Genomic DNA, 16,946 nt, shown 5'->3' with positions numbered 1-16,946 from the left:
TGCCCGCGATGACGTGTTGGGGAAAGAGGGCAATCTAATTTAAGCTCACCGATCCGTCATCGTGAGCGAGGAACGAGCGTGACGATCTCTTACCGCGCGATTAAAGATAGCGCGCCGGAGATCGCCACGCTATGTTCGCGATGACGTGTTGGGGAAAGATGGCAATGCAATTTAAGCTCACCGATCCGTCATCGTGAGCGAGGAACGAGCGTGACTGATCTCTTAATTATCGAAAAAGACACCCGAAAATGTGGGATAACCGGGATCTTTATATCCCTCATAGAAAAAGCGCGTCAGTCGAAATTGAACGTGTCCGGTTAGTGTGTAGTTGAGGTAAACACCACTGTCAAAGTTTGAAATCACATTAGATTGCAATACCTTCTTCGTGTTCGGGTCTATGACATCAACCAGCATTTGCCGGTGTTGATGCTGCCAATCTAAAATATAAAGGGTTACCTTTTTCTGTAAGTGACGACTTAAGTTTATATCAATAAGTTCATGAAGTATAGCTGTATTACCTGCAGCGACACGGTTATATTTTTTCGGAGACGTATACAGGGCGCGATCGTCTGCCGGCATTGAGGCCCAGGTTTCTAAATTACTGCCGATGTATCTGAGGTTTATTTGCGATGTTAACCTGCGCTGTCCGCCGGCTATATCATAACCCTTTTTGCCGTAGCTGCCAACCCAATTGCCTTTGGTTTTTCTATCCGCACCGTTAAAAGCTACCATTCCTGAAACGGGGAGCTGATAAATAGTGCGGATATGATTTATAGCTGTTCCATGAGGCACTATACTCAGGCAATCGCCGGCATTCATTTTTAAAGTTATGGAATGATCTTTTATAGATCTGCTTGTTTCTTGAAGTAAAACGGTGTCGGGCTTAATTAAATAAATATCTGCGGTGCCAACCTTGTTCCAGCTTTTAGGAAACACCCAGGTACGCATTTTCCCACTTAGCGAGTAACACATTATTTCAGGATGATCAAGCCAGTAAACCGGCATAAAAACATCATAGCCTGATTTGATGAGATGCCCGTTCTGTGTGATAGTTTGCAGGCTGTCTTTATAACTGCTTACGATATTATCAGAAAAATAGGCTGTATAAGCGTCCTTGTCGACCGTGTATTTTTCGCGCAGCAAACGGTTGAGGTTAAAGTAGGCGAGGGTATGATGCGCAAACTCGCGCTGCGCCCTTTCCGGAAAGTGTTGAAATTGGATATCTTCAAATTGCACACTGCTGCCAAAAACCTGCAGAGTCGGTTTGATATCTAACCGTTGCCCTAATAATTTGTCATGCGCAATATCGCGGCCGCCGCACATTAAATAGGGCGGTATTTCCATGGGATTAATGCCTAAAGAGTATTCACCCCAATCCCAGGTAATGCCTTGCGATAAATACCCATACAATTGCTTGTCACCATACTCGGCAATTAGCTGAATGCTGTACTTGTTTTTTAAATAAAGCGCTATTTTTTTGATGATGTTGCGCTGCCCGTCGCTGGTGTGGTTGAAATATGGGCTAGCCGGATATTGCGTGATGTTATCAAAATAGAGTACGCCGGTTTCTTGTAACTGCGGAAAGGCTTTGATTAATGCATCAATCCGTTGTTTGCCAATACCGGTATTCCATTCGTTTACCAGATCGACAAAATAGCTTTGCCTGCCCCACCATTTTTGCCCTTTTACGAAAGACCCGTCCTTATCTTTGCAGATAAGATTATTTTTGGCGTATAGGTTCCATTCGGGGCTTTCCATATAAGCATCAAACGGGTTAACGTGAAAGGTACAATGGGTATGATATTTAGCCGCCTCTCTCATCAGCCAGTCTAGTGCCGGTTTTCCTTTTAGTCTGCCCGGTGCAAAAAGTGTGCTGTCTGCCGGTAACCACCAGGGATATTGATGGTCATGCCCATCTTGCTGATAACCCCCGAATATTACGATTTTGGGTAGCCCGCGGGTAATGTTATCCAATTGCCTGATATATTTTAATACAGCACTCAGGTCGAGATTAGATACCTGATCGGGCGTGGCACAGCGCAACATCACCTTGTAGGTCATGGTTTGCGATAGGTCTTTACCAAAAGGATATGCCGTCGGAAGTTCCTGCGCAGAAATCGCGTTAGCTAATAGTAATGAGGCCAGAAGGGTAAATAAGTATCTCATAGAAAAGCCTATCTAAATTAAGTCTTTTTAGGAAATGTTTTTAATGTGTTTTTTTACTGCCCAGGCCCTTGAAGGTATTGCAACAATAAGTGTTTTAAAGGGATTTTAAATGTTTATAAGAAAGTTGTTGGTGATAACACCAACAACGGCGGGGATGCGACAAATAGAAAGTGTTTAGATGTTTCACTCCATTTGGTCAAAGAGTCAAATAAGTTATTTAATTAACTTATTTTAAGGCAATTACATGATTTATGGAGCTTTTAGGGCTTGTTTCATTTTGTTTCACTAAATTTTCGCAAATATCTGTATGATAGATATTTACAATAAAATGATGTTTCATCTGTTACACATCCGCGTGAAACAAAACAGCGCTATTAACCAGTGCTTATTGAGGCAAAATGGTATTGCGGTTGCGTAGCCAATGATCGGCAATAACCAGGGCGGCCATAGCTTCAACAATAGGCACCGCGCGCGGTACTACACAAGGGTCATGGCGGCCTTTGCCCGAGATCTCGGCAGCATTGCCTTCGCTATCGATAGTAGCCTGGTTTTGCATGATGGTGGCAACCGGTTTAAAGGCTACTTTAAAATCAATAGGCATGCCATTGCTGATACCGCCTTGTATGCCACCCGAGTAGTTGGTAATGGTACTGATGTCACCCAAGTGCGACTTAACAAAGATGTCGTTATGCTCAGAGCCACGCATTTCGCTACCTTCAAAACCCGAGCCGAACTCGAAGCCATGTACCGCATTAATGCTTAGCATCGCTTTGCCTAAATCGGCGTGCAGCTTATCAAACACAGGCTCGCCTAAACCAACGGGGCAGTTCAATATATGGCAGCTTACCTTGCCGCCTACAGTATCGCCATCCTTACGGACAGAGTCGATAAAGTCTATCATTTCTTCGGCTGTCGCCGGATCGGCGCAACGTACAATGTTTTGCTCACGGTCGTCGATAAACTGTTGGGCGCTTTTGATCTCCACGTTTGGTGCGTTGATCTTGCCTACGCTGCTCACGTGTGCTACAATCTCGATACCCTGGGTCTTCAACAGCAATTTCGCCAATGCTCCGGCTGCTACGCGAGCCGCAGTCTCACGAGCTGATGAACGGCCGCCGCCACGGTGGTCGCGAATACCGTACTTAGTGTGATAGGTATAGTCGGCATGCGAGGGACGGAACACATCTGTATTGTGGCTGTAATCCTTACTGCGCTGGTCCTCATTCGGGATCAGCATCATGATAGGAGTACCGGTAGTCTTACCTTCAAACACACCTGAAAGGATGCGCACGGTGTCGCTCTCCTTACGCTGTGTGGTGATCTTAGATTGGCCGGGCTTGCGTTTATCCAGCTCAGACTGTATATAGTCAAGGTCAACCGGTAACTGCGACGGGCAACCGTCAATAATTACGCCTATAGCCTCGCCATGCGATTCGCCAAATGTGGTTATCCTGAATAATTGTCCGAATGAATTGCCTGCCATCTCTTAATGAGTGAGTTGTGAATGAGTGAATAAAGATTACATCGTCGCTAACAACAAGCACGACGACGCAATCCTTTTGTTTTTATATGTCTTTTACTTCAAAGCCTATCTTTTCCAGATCGGTCCAGAAAGCCGGGTATGATTTCTCTACCACCGGGGCGTCTTCAATTTCCAATTCAGGAATGATCAATGCCAACGGCGCAAAGGCCATAGCCATACGATGATCGTCATACGTATGGATGAACATGCGTTCGGGGATAAACTTGCCGCTACAGTCAAGGGTGTAGGTTTCGTTCTCCTCGATCAGCTTAACGCCCATCTTGGCAAGCTCGTTCTGTAAAGCTGCTATACGGTCGGTTTCTTTGATCTTCAACGTCTCCAGACCGGTAAAGCTTGCTTCATGACCCAGTGCAGCACACACCACAACAATGGTTTGCGCCAGGTCAGGGCATTTCTTTAAATCGAATTGCTTACGAACTATCGGTTTCTGCTCTTTTACCAGATGTACACCACCATCTCTAAATTGAGAGGTGATACCGAAGTTAGCCATGATCTCGGTGATCACGCTATCGCCTTGTAAGCTGTATGGGGTTAAGCCGTGCAAAAACAGATCAGCTTTATCGGCCAATGCAGCTATTGAATACCAGTATGAGGCAGCGCTCCAATCAGGCTCAACCGGTAAAACGGTTTCCTTAAACTCCTGGTTAGGTATGCTGATCACGTTGCCATTCCATTCGTGCTTTATACCTGCTTGTTCCAGCATACCCAGGGTCATTTCTACATAAGGGCGAGAGGTTAGATCTCCTTCAATATGTACTTCCAGACCCATTGGCAGTTTAGGTGCTATCAGCAACAAAGCAGTAATATACTGGCTGCTGATATTGCCTTTAATGCTGATTTTATCGGTACTCTGCTGAATGTTGCCTTTGATACGGATAGGAGGGTAACCATCGTTCTCCTCATAACTGATCTCGGCTCCTAGCGTGCGCAAAGCATCAACCAAAATACCTATCGGGCGTTGTTTCATGCGCTCGCTGCCAGTTAGTACTACCTCTTCGTCTTGCAACGTATAGTAAGCCGTTAAAAAGCGCATAGCGGTACCGGCAGGGCCAATATTTACTACCTTATGTTCAACATGGTGCGTAATAGGCTGCGATTCATAACCTACAGTTTGCAGCGTTATACCTAATACCTTTTGTAAGGTAACGGTGTCGGCTGCGTCTGAGATGTTTTCAACACGCACCCTGGCGCCACTTAAAGCTTCAATCACCAGCGCACGATTGCACTCGCTTTTTGAGCCGGTTAAGTGAATCTCGCCTATGGCTTGCTTGTCCTTCTTAGTAAGCAGAATATTCTGACTCATTGTTTGATTAAACGTGGGTAAGTTTCTCTGCTTGCTGACCTGCTGCCTGACCTTCGTTCATGATCTCAGTTTGCTTGCGGATAGACTCTGTGTGCAATAACTCTAATAATCTTTCGGTAAAGTCTGGGCTTAATTTAAGCGCTTTACCGTAGTTAATGCGTTTGTTTAAGATCTCGTCCCAACGGTTAACCTGTAAAATGGTGATGTTGTTGTCTTTTTTGTATTTACCAATTTGCTCGGCAATTTGCATACGCTCAGCAATTTTCTGGATCAACAGGTCATCAATTTTGTCGATGTTGTTACGTAGCTCGGTCAGTTTGTCGTTAACCTGCGCGTTAGTGGTTTCGGGTTTACGTAAAGTAAGGTGATCGATTAAATCAACTAATGCAGCCGGAGTTACTTGCTGTTTAGCATCTGTCCAGGCAACGCTTGGGTCAATGTGCGACTCGATCATCAAACCTTGCATATCCAAATCCAAAGCTTTTTGAGACACATAGCCAATCAGGTCACGGTTACCAGAAATGTGGCTCGGATCGCAAATTAATGGCAAGTGTGGTGCTAAAGTTTTCAGGTGGATAGCGATATCCCACATTGGCTCATTACGGAACGCTGATTTTTCGTAAGATGAGAAACCGCGGTGGATAGCGGCCAATTTAGTAATACCTGCGTTATTGATACGCTCGATAGCACCAATCCATAATGAAATATCAGGGTTAACCGGGTTTTTAATCATTACGGGTACGTCAACACCTTTTAAAGCGTCAGCAATTTCTTGTACGGTAAAAGGGTTAGCGGTTGAACGGGCACCTACCCATAAAATATCAACGCCTGCAGCTAAAGCTTCTTCAACATGTTTTGCAGTTGCAACTTCAACAGCGGTTGGTAAACCGGTTTCGGCCTTAGCGCGTTTTAACCACTCTAAGCCAATGCTGCCAATACCTTCAAACTCGCCCGGACGGGTACGTGGTTTCCATATACCAGCACGTAATGCAGTAACGCGCCCCGTGTTTTTTAATAAATGAGCGGTAGCTACTAACTGATCTTCAGTTTCTGCGCTGCATGGGCCTGCAATTAATAGTGGCTCTTTAGTTGCTGTTATCCAAGAATTTAATGGTTGGATGTTTAAATTAAGTTTCATTTTGTTGTTGTTATAATATCTTGACTTATTTAGTGTTTTTTGCCAGCTTTTTGATGCTGATATATTTACGCTCGGGTTTTGAGGGCGATGTTTTTACGATTTGTTCTGGCGTTGGTTCTTCTTCATGGCGTTTATATTCGCCCAGGATGTTAAAGTTGTGGGTGTATTTTAAGATCTGCTTTACCGCGCTGTCGTATTGCTTGGTTTCTTCCCATTCCACGTCTACATAAAAATTGTATTCGTTACGTTTACCTAATACCGGCATTGATTGGATCTTACTCATGTTAACGCCCTGATTGGCAAATATGTTAAGAACCTTAGCCAAGGCACCCACCTGGTTACTCACCTGGAAACATAATGAAGCTTTATTGGCCGGCGCTTTTACTACGTTTTCGTGCGCAGTTAAGATCAAAAAGCGGGTAAAGTTTTTCTTGTTGGATTCGATGCGGCGCTCGATGATATCCAGCCCGTAAAGTTTTGCAGCTAAGGTATTGGCTATAGCGACAGTGTCGGTCAGTTTCTCATCTGCGATGCGTTTGGCACAGGCTGCCGTATCTACACTCTCTACAATTTTCAGGTGCGGAAACTCGTCAAAGAAATCAATACACTGGCGAATGGCGATAGGGTGCGAGGTTACGTACTTGATCTGCTCGAATGTTACACCCGGCAAAGCCATCAAATGCAGTTGGATAGGCAAGTAGATCTCGCCAATTACCGGAAAGTTATAGTTTAATAACAAGGAGTAGTTTGGTAATATACTGCCTGCAATGCTATTCTCTATCGCCATTACCACATAATCGGCCTGGTTATTTTCCAGCGCGTCAAATGTCTGTTTAAAAGAGTTACATTCAATAGTCTGGATGTTTTCTCCAAAGTATTTCAAGGCGGCCTCTTCGTGGAACGAAGCGCGGATGCCTTGTATGGCAACTCTTGGTTTTTCTTTCTTCATAATGCTATTAAAGCAAAAAGTCCCGGTTTTTTATGCCGGGACTTTTCAGTTTCTTTATATGTTGTTAATGCATATCAGTCCCGGCTCTCACTGTTAAAGTAAAAGTAGTAGCCATAAAAATATGCAGCGTTTAATTTCATGTGTTTGTTAATTCTGCCGTAAAAATAGAACTAATAATCTACTTTGTCAATAGAATATTTTAATTATTTGAAAATAATTGGGTCGAAACAAATTTTATACGGCGAATTTGATTTTTGTGATAGTTTATTTGGTTTAGGCTGCCGCAGATCCGGACCGTGGCATATGTTTTAGTTTATTAGTTTCCATTAGTCGCCGCTGCTCGGCCAACTTGCGCTGCATAACCCGCGCGGTTTGCGTGCTGCCGTCATGGCTCCATCCGGGTGGATAAAAAAAGTATCTCAATTTGTTTTTAAAGCCCGGCGCATGTTTAACATCGTGCAGCAAAGCTTTCCATTCGTGAAACAGCACATTTACCGGCCCCATATCATCGGGTTGATGGGTTAACCCATATTTGATCTCCTCCTTTTCATCCTCATCTTTAAATGTGCCGAACAGCCTGTCCCAAATAATAAATACCATCCCCATGTTTTTATCCAGGTAAGGCAGGTTTGATGCGTGATGAACGCGGTGCTGAGATGGCGTTACAAAAACATAACTGTACCACTTAGGCAAGTTAATTTTATATTGGGTATGAACCAGGTTGCCGTAAAGTTGGGTTACTAAATAAGCAAACAATATATCTAAAGCTGTGAAACCTATTAAAGCCAACGGAAGGTAGAAAAATACGCGGTACAGCGGTTCAAATACTGTAGACCGAAAGCCGGTAGTCAAATTAAAATGATCTGAAGAGTGATGCGTAACGTGCATAGCCCAAAACACACGGCAATAATGCCCGGTGTAGTGCAATATCCAATACAAAAGATCCTGCACAACAATCAGTGTAAACCAGTAAATTATAGTGTTTGTTATTTGAAATAATCTGAAATGATAAACAAAATCCAGTATAAAGAAAGTGCTGGTTTTAACACCAAGATTAATCAGGAAGGCCAGCGATGTAAGGTAGATGTTGATAAAGGTATCGCGCGTTTGATAGTATTTGCGGTCTTCCCGATAGCTTAACGCCAATTCTACCAGCGTTAATATCGCCAATAAACTTACCAGAATTACTACCGCTTTATCGCGCAGATCTAAATGCCACATTAATCACGACAATGCCGGATATAGCGACGTTGTCGTGATTAATAACAGTAAACAGGAATTTACGTTTTTATTTTTTTTACTTTGGATGAATGTAAGGCGCTATAAATTAGCGTAGTAATTTAAGCCTTCAATTAACTCTTCTTCGGTACAGATGTTATCAATAACAAACTGACCAATCTTGCTTAATAATGTGCAGTTGATCTTGCCGTTTTGGTTCTTTTTATCCTTCAGCATATATTCTATAAGGGTTGCAGTATCAATTCCTTTCAGCTCATATCTTGGATAAAGATCCATCAGTACTTCAGTGATCTCGGCTAATTCAGCCGCGCTAAGGCCTATTTTTTTATGCGATAAATAAGCTTCGCAGATCATGCCGATAGCAATAGCTTCGCCATGTGACAAAGAATTCTCATCATTAATCAAAGAATATGTTTCAACCGCGTGACCAATGGTATGGCCAAAGTTTAATGATTTGCGGATATTCTTTTCATGCGGATCTTCAAGTACTACTTTGTTTTTGATAGCTACCGATTTGTAAACCAACGCGGCTGAAGGGATTGTAAGATCGCTCGCCTTCAGTTCATTCCAGTAAGCAGCATCGCAGATCAGGCCATGTTTAAGCATTTCAGCGGTACCCGAAAGGATTTGACGAGCAGGAAGAGTTTTTAAAAATTCGTCCTCAATAAATACCGCTTTTGGCTGGGTAAAGGTGCCTATGATGTTTTTAATGCTGTCAATATCGATACCTGTTTTACCGCCTACCGAAGCATCAACCTGCGAAAGCAGGGTAGTAGGTACGTGTACAAAGTCAATACCGCGTTTAAAGGTCGAGGCAGCAAAGCCGCCCAGGTCACTAATTACGCCACCGCCCAGGTTAATTAATAAACTTTGACGATCGGCACCAAAATCAATCAGCATTTTCCAAACGCCTATGCAAAAATCAATGTCTTTACTTTCTTCGCCGGCGTTTATCTCAATAATATCAAAGTTTTCAGGATTGCCCAGACGCTCTCTTAATAAAGGCAGGCAATGTTGAGCGGTATTTTCATCGGTTAAAACAAAAAAACGCGAGTAATGTCCGTTTTCAATGAAACTGGCTAAATGGCCCAGGCTGTTTTCAAAATATATATTGTAATTATTGCTCTCTAGGGTATCCATAACATCAATTGTGCAGATATCGGTATTTAATACTGTACTCATAAATTAAATTATTTTTATTGTGTTACCGGCAAATTCAACTATGTCGCCTTTTTTTACTTTCAGACGTTTTCTATAATCAACCTCGCCATTGTATTTTACTTCGCCCTGATCCACAACTATTTGTGCCTCGCCGCCGGTTGCAACCAGGTGTGTAGCCTTTAATAATTGGATCATCGGGATGTAATCGCCGGTAACTTTAAACTCTATCATCAGGCGGCAAAAATAAACTATTCGCAGAATATTGAGTTATGTTCCTATCATTTTATAATTTTGTAGCACGCTAATGATTCATGGCTAACCGTGTTATTGGTTTTGCGAGTGGCAAAAACGTGAATCGTCAAATATAACTATGACTCAAAAACACAGCTTGTCTTTTGAGAATACGGAGATTGCTTTCCGTCATTCGTCAAATGCTGATCTAAAACGTGCCTACTGGCTTTTCAAAATCATCAACGTTAATTTCCTGGTGCAAGTTGGCCCGCCAATTACCAATTTTGCGGTAAAGATTGGTTTGCCTATCAAAGGTTTGATCAAAGCCACCATCTTCAGCCATTTTTGCGGTGGCGAAACTATCCGCGAATGCGAACATACCATTAAGACTTTAGAGCGCGGTGGGGTAGGCACTATCCTGGATTATTCTGTAGAAGGCGAAGATGATGAGCATGTTTTTGATGAAACCTGCGAAGAGATTATCCGCACCATAAAACGTGCAAATAAAGATAAAGCAATTCCCATCACGGTATTTAAAGTAACCGGCGTAGGTCGTTTCGGATTGCTGGAAAAACTAGATGCTAAACAAAAGCTGAGTTCGGCCGAAAAAGAAGAATGGGAAAAAGTTAAAAATCGCGTTTTGGCGATATGTGAAAAAGCGCATTCGGTAGGTGTACCGGTAATGATCGATGCCGAAGAAACCTGGATACAGGATACCATTGATATGCTGGCGCTGGATATGATGCGTCAATTCAATACAGAAAAAGCAATTATTTATAATACTTATCAGCTTTATCGCCACGATAAACTGGCATCAATCAAAAGCGATACCGAAGTAGCTATCAAAGAGAAGTTTATACTGGGAGCCAAGCTGGTACGTGGTGCATATATGGAAAAGGAGCGTAAACGTGCCGAAGAAAAAGGCTATCCATCGCCCATACAACCTACCAAAGAAGCCAGCGACCGCGACTTTAACCAGGCTTTAAATTATTGTACCGATCACATAGATCAAATAGCTTTTGTAGCCGGTACCCATAACGAAGACAGCTGCCGGTTATTGACCGAATTGATGGACTCCAAAAAAATTGACCATAAACATCCGCACGTTTATTTTGCACAACTGCTGGGTATGAGCGATAACCTAAGCTTTAATCTGGCCGATGCTGATTATCACGTAGCTAAATATGTTCCGTACGGGCCGATAAAAGCGGTGTTACCATATCTGTTTCGCCGTGCGCAGGAGAATACTGCCATTGCCGGCCAAATGAGCCGTGAGTTAGGCCTGATTGTTAAAGAAAGAAAACGCCGCAAGATCTAAGTTAAAAACGAATTACATCTGTATCAGCCGGCGTATAACCGAGTAATCGGCTTATGGTTAATATTTGTCCTTTGTGATGAAATTCGTGCGTAATAGTGTGCGTAAATAGCTGTAAAGGAGTAACGGTTATTTGCTCTGTGTATCGGGGCAAGGTTTCTGTCATTGACTTTGTGTAATCTGCCCTATAGCGTTCTAAGAAATCTGCAACAATTTGATCTATTTGTTTAAAGATGTCTTGTATTTCGGCTATGTTTTTGATGGATATACTGTCAAAAAAAGGCATATCGCTACTTTTATCCAATTGAGTTAGCCAATGCACGTAAGTGTTGGCACAATGCCCCATCAATCGAAGGACAGTATTGTCATTAAATTCAGGCACCCTTTTTTGTAAATCAGCCTCGGAGATCGTTTTACAATAATCCAAAAGCGCACCACGTGCACCTTTTATTTCTTCGTACTGAGCGGCTAACAACTGTTGCATATTACAGTAAGCCGTTAGTTTTAAAATAATCCTGGATATTGTCTGGCGCAGTCATCAGGTAGGTTTGCAGGCCCAATTTTTTGGCCGTTTCCAGATGCTGCGGGCTGTCGTCTATAAATAAAGTCTCGGTAGGATTAAGGTTGTTTTCGTGTAAAACCTGTTCAAATATCTCGGCATCAGGCTTGCGTTTACCCATCAGGTGAGAATAATAAGTTTTCTCAAATAAACCAGAGTTGTCATCTATATTGTATTCGCGCTTCAAATAATCATGCACATAGTCATAATGGATAGCGTTGATATTGCTGAGCAGGAAGGTGCGATATTTATGATTTAATTGCAGCAGTAATTCATGGTTTCCTTTGGGGATACCGACGAAAATTGCGTTCCAGGCATCGTCAATTTGTTGATCTGTTAGCTCTGGTTTGTGAGTTAACTCACGTATGCGGTCGCGAAAAACTGACGGTGTGATCTCGCCACGTTCCAGAGCGTTAAATACATCGTCTTGTTTACGATGTCCGTAAAACTCGTCGGCATTGTCAATGCCCAGGGCTTTCCATGCATCGGCCACTTGTTGGAAATTTATGTAGAAAATTACGTTGCCGTAATCAAAAATGATGTTCTTTATTGGGTTCATATACCTTCAGTGATTGCTTTCATTTTAGCCAGTCCGGTTTTGGCTACTTGTAAGGCGTCTTGTTTATAATAGGTTTCGTTAAATACTTCGAGTGATAGCACAATAGGTTTTTCGGGGTTTTTGATTAGCTGTAGCATTTGTTTTAAAGGTGCTATGCCATCACCCGGATAAACCCTATCGGGCTCAGATATTTTGTTGGGGGAGATACCTGTGGGGTAATCATTGATATGAAACACCTCGATAGCACTCTTGCCTACAAATGGAAGGCTCTCCAAACTCGATTCGCCTTTGTAGATATGAAACGCGTCTAGCAATATCAACGCATTTTTATGGCCGCTGGCTGCGGCCACATATAGCACCTGACTTATGGTTTTAAGATTATGCGATCCTCCCCACATCTCAGCCATAGGAATAACACCGCTACGATTACCCAGCTCAAGAATAGCGCGGTATCTTTCCGTTATAACATCCAGGTCAATAACTGGCAGGCCCGTGGCGCCTGACGGAGGAGCAGCAATACGATGACAGCCGATTTTGGCTAATAAATCCATCTGCCGTTCTAATTGTGACAGGGCGTCTTTGCGCTTTTCTTCGTCATCAACAATCCATTCTGCGAAGCCAATGGCATTTTCAACGGTTACACCCAAACCCTCAATGACTTTTTTAGCTTCGATGGTTGAGCCGCCATTTTGTAAAAACACCTGGAAGGTATCTAACCAAATCTCGACGGATGTGAAACCGGCGGCTGCAGCAGTTTGAATTTCTTTGATAAATCCCAGCTTTTGCCCGCGAATGGTGCTCATATTCAATGAATACTTAAACGCCTGATTAGGTTTCTTAGAAACGTTCATGCCCGAAGTTTTGCTGTTAAGCAGGGCGGCACCTGCTGTTAACCCTAAAGTTTGCAAGGCCCGCCTGCGGTTTTGTGAAGATTGATTCATGTTGGCAAATAGTGCTTTTGGCTGTACTGTCACCAAAAATATGCTATTTAAATTAAAATAAGCCTTTGCAAATGTTTGCGAAAAATTGTAACATTGCAGCCTGAAATTTAACAAGATTTCTGCGCGCCTATAGCTCAGTTGGTTAGAGTAGAAGACTCATAATCTTTTGGTCCCTGGTTCGAGCCCAGGTGGGCGCACGGGTAAATTAAGCAGCTACATTGAAAATGTAGCTGCTTTTTTCGTTTGGTACGAAATAGGTATGGCTTTCAAGGATTCATAATCGGGTAGTTTTTTCTGGTGAAATTTAGCAGACAATTTTCGTCCTATCGATCATTTTATATTCGATTACTGATTAATTTCTACAATAACACCCATCCATGAATTACCGCTTTTATGAAATAAATTACTTGATTGTTCTCACAAAGAACCCTTGTTAAAATAATGTAGATTTGTGAAAACTTAACATTTATTTAAAAATACATTTTTGATGAAGGTCAAAGACGAAATTACGGACAAATTTAATGTGGCTATGCTTAGCCTGGTTCAAGCTATTAAAAGAGAAACGGAAAACTGTGGGAAAGCTTGCGGCGGGCTTAATGAAAAAGAGCTGGTTATTGTGTATTTAGTAGGTCAAAAGGAAAGTATAAAAATGAGTGAGATTGCTGCAAATATCGATGCCCCTATGAGTACACTTACAAACATAGTAGACAAACTTGTAGAAAAAAAAATCCTATCAAGAGGACATTCCAGCGAAGATAGACGTGTCATAAATGTATTTCTGGATTCTATGGGAAAAACGGCCTATAAAACAATTATTAATCAGAATAAAAAATTGTCCGAAAGTTTCTTATCGCAATTTGATGACAAAACACAAGGCCTTGTTATAAAGCACATACACGTTTTGGCTTCTTCTTTAAATAATACATAAAAGTTTTTTTGTTTAATTGTTTCGATATTCGTAATATTGTAATGTCGAACTAAAAAGATGGCCCCAAAACGGGCCTTTTTTTAGTCTCATTAGTTCCATATTGGTAATATTCTAATATGGTATTAATTTACTGTGGCTCGTATTACCGTAATTAAATTAAACACAATTATATACGATTACTTCAAAAGGATAAAAAATGAACGATAGCATATTAATAACCGGAGCAAATGCTGGACTTGGGAAAGAAGCTGCCCGACAGTTAGCATTAAAAAAAGAAACAAAAAAAGTAATTCTTTTCTGCAGAAATCAAGTGAAAGCCGAGGCTGCAAAAAAGGACCTTGAGGCGCAAACTGGGAGAGAGATTTTTGAAATAATTATTGGAGATGTTTCGGATGCAAATTCCGTAAGAAAAGCAGTAGAAAAAATAAAGGAACCTATTGATGCAGTGATATTAAATGCGGGTGGAGTAATTGGCAAAACGGCTTCGAAAATTACTCCCTCCGGTATGAATGAGTTAGCTGCTACAAATATTTTAGGTAATGTAATTTTAGTGGAAGAATTAATCAAACGTGATTTATTAAAAAAAGCAGTACTATCAGTAAGTGCGGAAGCTGTACCCGGCGTAACGATGCTCGGAATGAAACCGGTTGCCATGAAGACTTCTTCTGCAGATGATTTTGCTGCTGTTTTTGATGGATCATATTTTGGTGAAAAGTTTGAAGCAATTCAAGCATACGGATATGTCAAATATGCATTGACAATGTGGACCTTATCAATGGCGAGAAAATATCCTGACCTTAAATTTGTTGTCATGAGTCCCGGGAACACCGGCGGTACCAATGCACCAGATAGTTTGCCTCCGGCAATGAAATTTATGTTGAAGTATTTGATGATGCCTATTGTATTTCCATTGCTTGGAGAAATGGTGCATACGTTGGAAGTAGGTGCAAAACGCTTTGTAGATGGCATTTCGGATGAGCGATTCAAAAGTGGCGTTTTTTATGCAAGTAAAGAAGGTAAATTATCAGGAGAGGTGGTTGACCAAAGCACTTTTTACACTGATTTGAAAAATACTTCATTTCAGGACAATGCGGATGCGGCAATTCACCGTTTCATAAAATAAGATTGAAGAAAATCAAATCCAAAGATCAACAGCAACTTTGATTTCGATAAGGCTATGCCAAAAGACCCGTCTTTATTTTATTCATGAGCATACGGATCGGGATAGCCTGGTATTAGGCACACATTTCAGTACACCAAGCGGAGGGTATATGGCCAGAGATGGTGATACATGGCGCTTTGTTCAAAAACAAAAAAAACAAATATGCAAATTAGAAGAATCATCACAGGAGAAGCTAAAATTGGCGTGGCTACCACGATAGATACCATCGACACAGAAACAATTGACTTCGTTACCAATATTTGGGGATTTGACAGGGTTCCCAACCTGCCGCTAAGGTCAGAAGAAGTACTGGGTGAATATAAAAAAATGGGGATGTTTGGCCCGCTTGGCGGTATCAGAGTAGATCTCTATACGCTTCCCCCTGAAACGGGAGACGGCCCCGCGGAACTTAGAGGTGCAAATAGCATTGACATGGGAACACCGGGAATGGTTCTCGGGAAAGAAGGTGACGGAATGCACCGCACCGACAGCATTGATTTTTCCATCGTAATCGATGGCGAACCGACCGTTGCGTATCCCGGCGAAGATGGACAGGTACACGAACTTACGTTAAAAACCGGCGATTTGATAGTACACAACGGCACCTTCCATAGCTGGCATAATCGCTCTGCAAAAGATTTTACTATTCTTTTTGTGGTACTCGCCGCTGAGCGTAAGACGGCTTGAAAACTATGAAAAAACATAAAGGCAGAGTTGGTGTCATTAAGTCAGTACTCATCGCAAAGAATTGAAGTCAAGGTTGAATTGAGTAAGGCCTGCACCAGGGAATTAATTGATGGCGGTACCATCGTCGTACAATTTAATAATGGTGGAAATGTCACCTTTTTGCATTGTATATACCCCGTTATTGGCTGAAGCGAAGAACCAATTATTAGAGAAACCGTACATGGTCGCGATGGCGAGGCGGTCGCCCTTGCTAACGCTTAATTGTTCCGAAACATTGCCTGATTGCTGATTTGAGGCAATAATACGTTTGTCGTTGGGTTGGGTAATACATAAACAGCTTTAATACCTGGCTTGCCTCTCAGCTAACAGTGGGTCCACTGTTTAATCAAAAAAAACAATTTAAAAGCAGAAAAGCCATCATTAACGATGGCTTTTCGTATGATAAAATAAGTATCAATTTTTCTTGATGAATTTAGCCAGGTATTTACCGGCATCGGCGTATGATTCTGTGATCCTGGTTCCGGCATCGTAATCATCACCACCAAAGGTACGGCCCGGTGCTTTTTCTATCGAAATAGTTGCTATCACTTTACTTGGATCAGCAGTTTCAACAATCGTTGCTTCTCCATTAATCTCGGCGTTATGGCGGCTGATGTAAACGTTGTATCCAGCTTCGGTAAATGAGGTGTGGAAGATAATGGTGTACTTAGCATCTTTCTTCTCAGACATCAAGCTGTACTTCAAGAACAGGTCGATGAATTTAGGCTCATAGCGCGCTGAGCGGTCGTTTACCCATGCTTCGGCCCATCTGTCGCCCTTGCCATCTTGTTTTGCATTGTATTCTGCTTTTTTCTTGTCTATGTAGTCTTGTCCGTTCTCGAACTTGCCAATAGCCATATTGTCGTAAGTAAATTTAAAAGCAACTGACGATTCATTTTTTAAAGGTGATGGGTCGCCGTCAACAAGCTTTATTTTTTGAGCATTAGCCACTGTGGCGAAAGAAAGGAAGGCAAGCATTGCTGCCCCGGTAATTAACATTTTCATTTATGATTTTGGGGTTTAGAT

General features: G+C 42.1%; 16 protein-coding genes and 1 tRNA gene. 5 read left to right on the top strand and 12 right to left on the bottom strand.

Features of this window, described 5'->3' with window-relative positions:
- Nucleotides 1-222 precede the first annotated feature (222 nt).
- The 8 genes from HB679_RS07070 to HB679_RS07035 all read right to left on the bottom strand — a co-directional run bounded on the left by HB679_RS07070 (nt 223) and on the right by HB679_RS07035 (nt 9,730).
- Nucleotides 223-2,166: an endo-alpha-N-acetylgalactosaminidase family protein gene (locus tag HB679_RS07070; RefSeq protein ID WP_214071224.1), complete on the bottom strand. Its 1,944-nt coding sequence runs from the start codon at nt 2,164-2,166 to the stop codon at nt 223-225.
- Between the two features lie 385 nt (nt 2,167-2,551).
- A complete protein-coding gene (aroC, locus tag HB679_RS07065; RefSeq protein WP_214071223.1) occupies nt 2,552-3,649 on the bottom strand; it encodes a chorismate synthase in 1,098 nt (365 codons plus the stop codon).
- Nucleotides 3,650-3,731: 82 nt separating this feature from the next.
- Complete coding sequence (gene aroA, locus HB679_RS07060; protein WP_214071222.1) at nt 3,732-5,012, bottom strand: 3-phosphoshikimate 1-carboxyvinyltransferase; 1,281 nt, start codon at nt 5,010-5,012, stop codon at nt 3,732-3,734.
- A gap of 7 nt (nt 5,013-5,019) precedes the next feature.
- Nucleotides 5,020-6,150 carry a bifunctional 3-deoxy-7-phosphoheptulonate synthase/chorismate mutase type II gene (locus tag HB679_RS07055; protein ID WP_214071221.1) on the bottom strand — a complete coding sequence of 377 codons (1,131 nt, stop codon included), beginning with the start codon at nt 6,148-6,150 and terminating at the stop codon, nt 5,020-5,022.
- A gap of 25 nt (nt 6,151-6,175) precedes the next feature.
- Nucleotides 6,176-7,099, bottom strand: a complete 924-nt coding sequence (locus HB679_RS07050) for a prephenate dehydratase (protein WP_214071220.1) — start codon at nt 7,097-7,099, stop codon at nt 6,176-6,178.
- A gap of 273 nt (nt 7,100-7,372) precedes the next feature.
- Nucleotides 7,373-8,320: a sterol desaturase family protein gene (locus HB679_RS07045; protein WP_214071219.1), complete on the bottom strand. Its 948-nt coding sequence runs from the start codon at nt 8,318-8,320 to the stop codon at nt 7,373-7,375.
- Between the two features lie 99 nt (nt 8,321-8,419).
- A complete protein-coding gene (aroB, locus tag HB679_RS07040; protein WP_346345135.1) occupies nt 8,420-9,520 on the bottom strand; it encodes a 3-dehydroquinate synthase in 1,101 nt (366 codons plus the stop codon).
- A gap of 3 nt (nt 9,521-9,523) precedes the next feature.
- Nucleotides 9,524-9,730, bottom strand: coding sequence for an RNA-binding S4 domain-containing protein (locus HB679_RS07035; RefSeq protein WP_214071218.1), 207 nt, complete (start codon nt 9,728-9,730; stop codon nt 9,524-9,526).
- 139 nt (nt 9,731-9,869) lie between these two features.
- Between HB679_RS07035 and HB679_RS07030 the strand changes: the two genes are divergently transcribed.
- Entirely contained in the window at nt 9,870-11,048 is a 1,179-nt protein-coding gene (locus HB679_RS07030; protein WP_214071217.1) for a proline dehydrogenase family protein, read from the top strand.
- Between the two features lies 1 nt (nt 11,049).
- Here HB679_RS07030 and HB679_RS07025 read toward each other — a convergent pair whose 3' ends face one another.
- The 3 genes from HB679_RS07025 to HB679_RS07015 are packed head-to-tail and all read right to left on the bottom strand — an operon-like array spanning nt 11,050 to nt 13,104.
- On the bottom strand, nt 11,050-11,529 hold the full coding sequence (locus tag HB679_RS07025) for a DinB family protein (protein WP_214071216.1): 480 nt from the start codon (nt 11,527-11,529) through the stop codon (nt 11,050-11,052).
- Between the two features lies 1 nt (nt 11,530).
- Nucleotides 11,531-12,163 carry an HAD family phosphatase gene (locus tag HB679_RS07020; RefSeq protein WP_214071215.1) on the bottom strand — a complete coding sequence of 211 codons (633 nt, stop codon included), beginning with the start codon at nt 12,161-12,163 and terminating at the stop codon, nt 11,531-11,533.
- Entirely contained in the window at nt 12,160-13,104 is a 945-nt protein-coding gene (locus HB679_RS07015; protein WP_214071214.1) for a sugar phosphate isomerase/epimerase family protein, read from the bottom strand. The genes HB679_RS07020 and HB679_RS07015 overlap by 4 nt, the downstream gene beginning before the upstream one ends.
- A gap of 123 nt (nt 13,105-13,227) precedes the next feature.
- On the opposite strand from HB679_RS07015, the gene HB679_RS07010 reads away from it, so the two are divergent.
- The 4 genes from HB679_RS07010 to HB679_RS06995 all read left to right on the top strand — a co-directional run bounded on the left by HB679_RS07010 (nt 13,228) and on the right by HB679_RS06995 (nt 15,881).
- A tRNA-Ile gene (locus tag HB679_RS07010) sits at nt 13,228-13,301 on the top strand.
- A gap of 290 nt (nt 13,302-13,591) precedes the next feature.
- Nucleotides 13,592-14,032 carry a MarR family transcriptional regulator gene (locus HB679_RS07005; RefSeq protein WP_214071213.1) on the top strand — a complete coding sequence of 147 codons (441 nt, stop codon included), beginning with the start codon at nt 13,592-13,594 and terminating at the stop codon, nt 14,030-14,032.
- Nucleotides 14,033-14,228: 196 nt separating this feature from the next.
- Nucleotides 14,229-15,155 (top strand): SDR family NAD(P)-dependent oxidoreductase, encoded by a 927-nt coding sequence (locus tag HB679_RS07000; RefSeq protein WP_214071212.1) that lies wholly within the window; start codon nt 14,229-14,231, stop codon nt 15,153-15,155.
- A gap of 201 nt (nt 15,156-15,356) precedes the next feature.
- The gene (locus HB679_RS06995) at nt 15,357-15,881 is read left to right on the top strand and encodes a hypothetical protein (RefSeq protein WP_214071211.1); all 525 of its coding nucleotides are present in this window, start codon (nt 15,357-15,359) and stop codon (nt 15,879-15,881) included.
- 453 nt (nt 15,882-16,334) lie between these two features.
- Here the strand turns inward: HB679_RS06995 and HB679_RS06985 are convergent, their stop codons facing one another.
- Entirely contained in the window at nt 16,335-16,925 is a 591-nt protein-coding gene (locus tag HB679_RS06985; RefSeq protein WP_214071210.1) for a hypothetical protein, read from the bottom strand.
- Nucleotides 16,926-16,946 lie beyond the last annotated feature (21 nt).

Source organism: Mucilaginibacter sp. dw_454 (genome assembly GCF_018449775.1).
Taxonomy (GTDB): Bacteria; Bacteroidota; Bacteroidia; order Sphingobacteriales; family Sphingobacteriaceae; genus Mucilaginibacter.
This window is presented reverse-complemented; position numbering and strand designations above follow the sequence as displayed.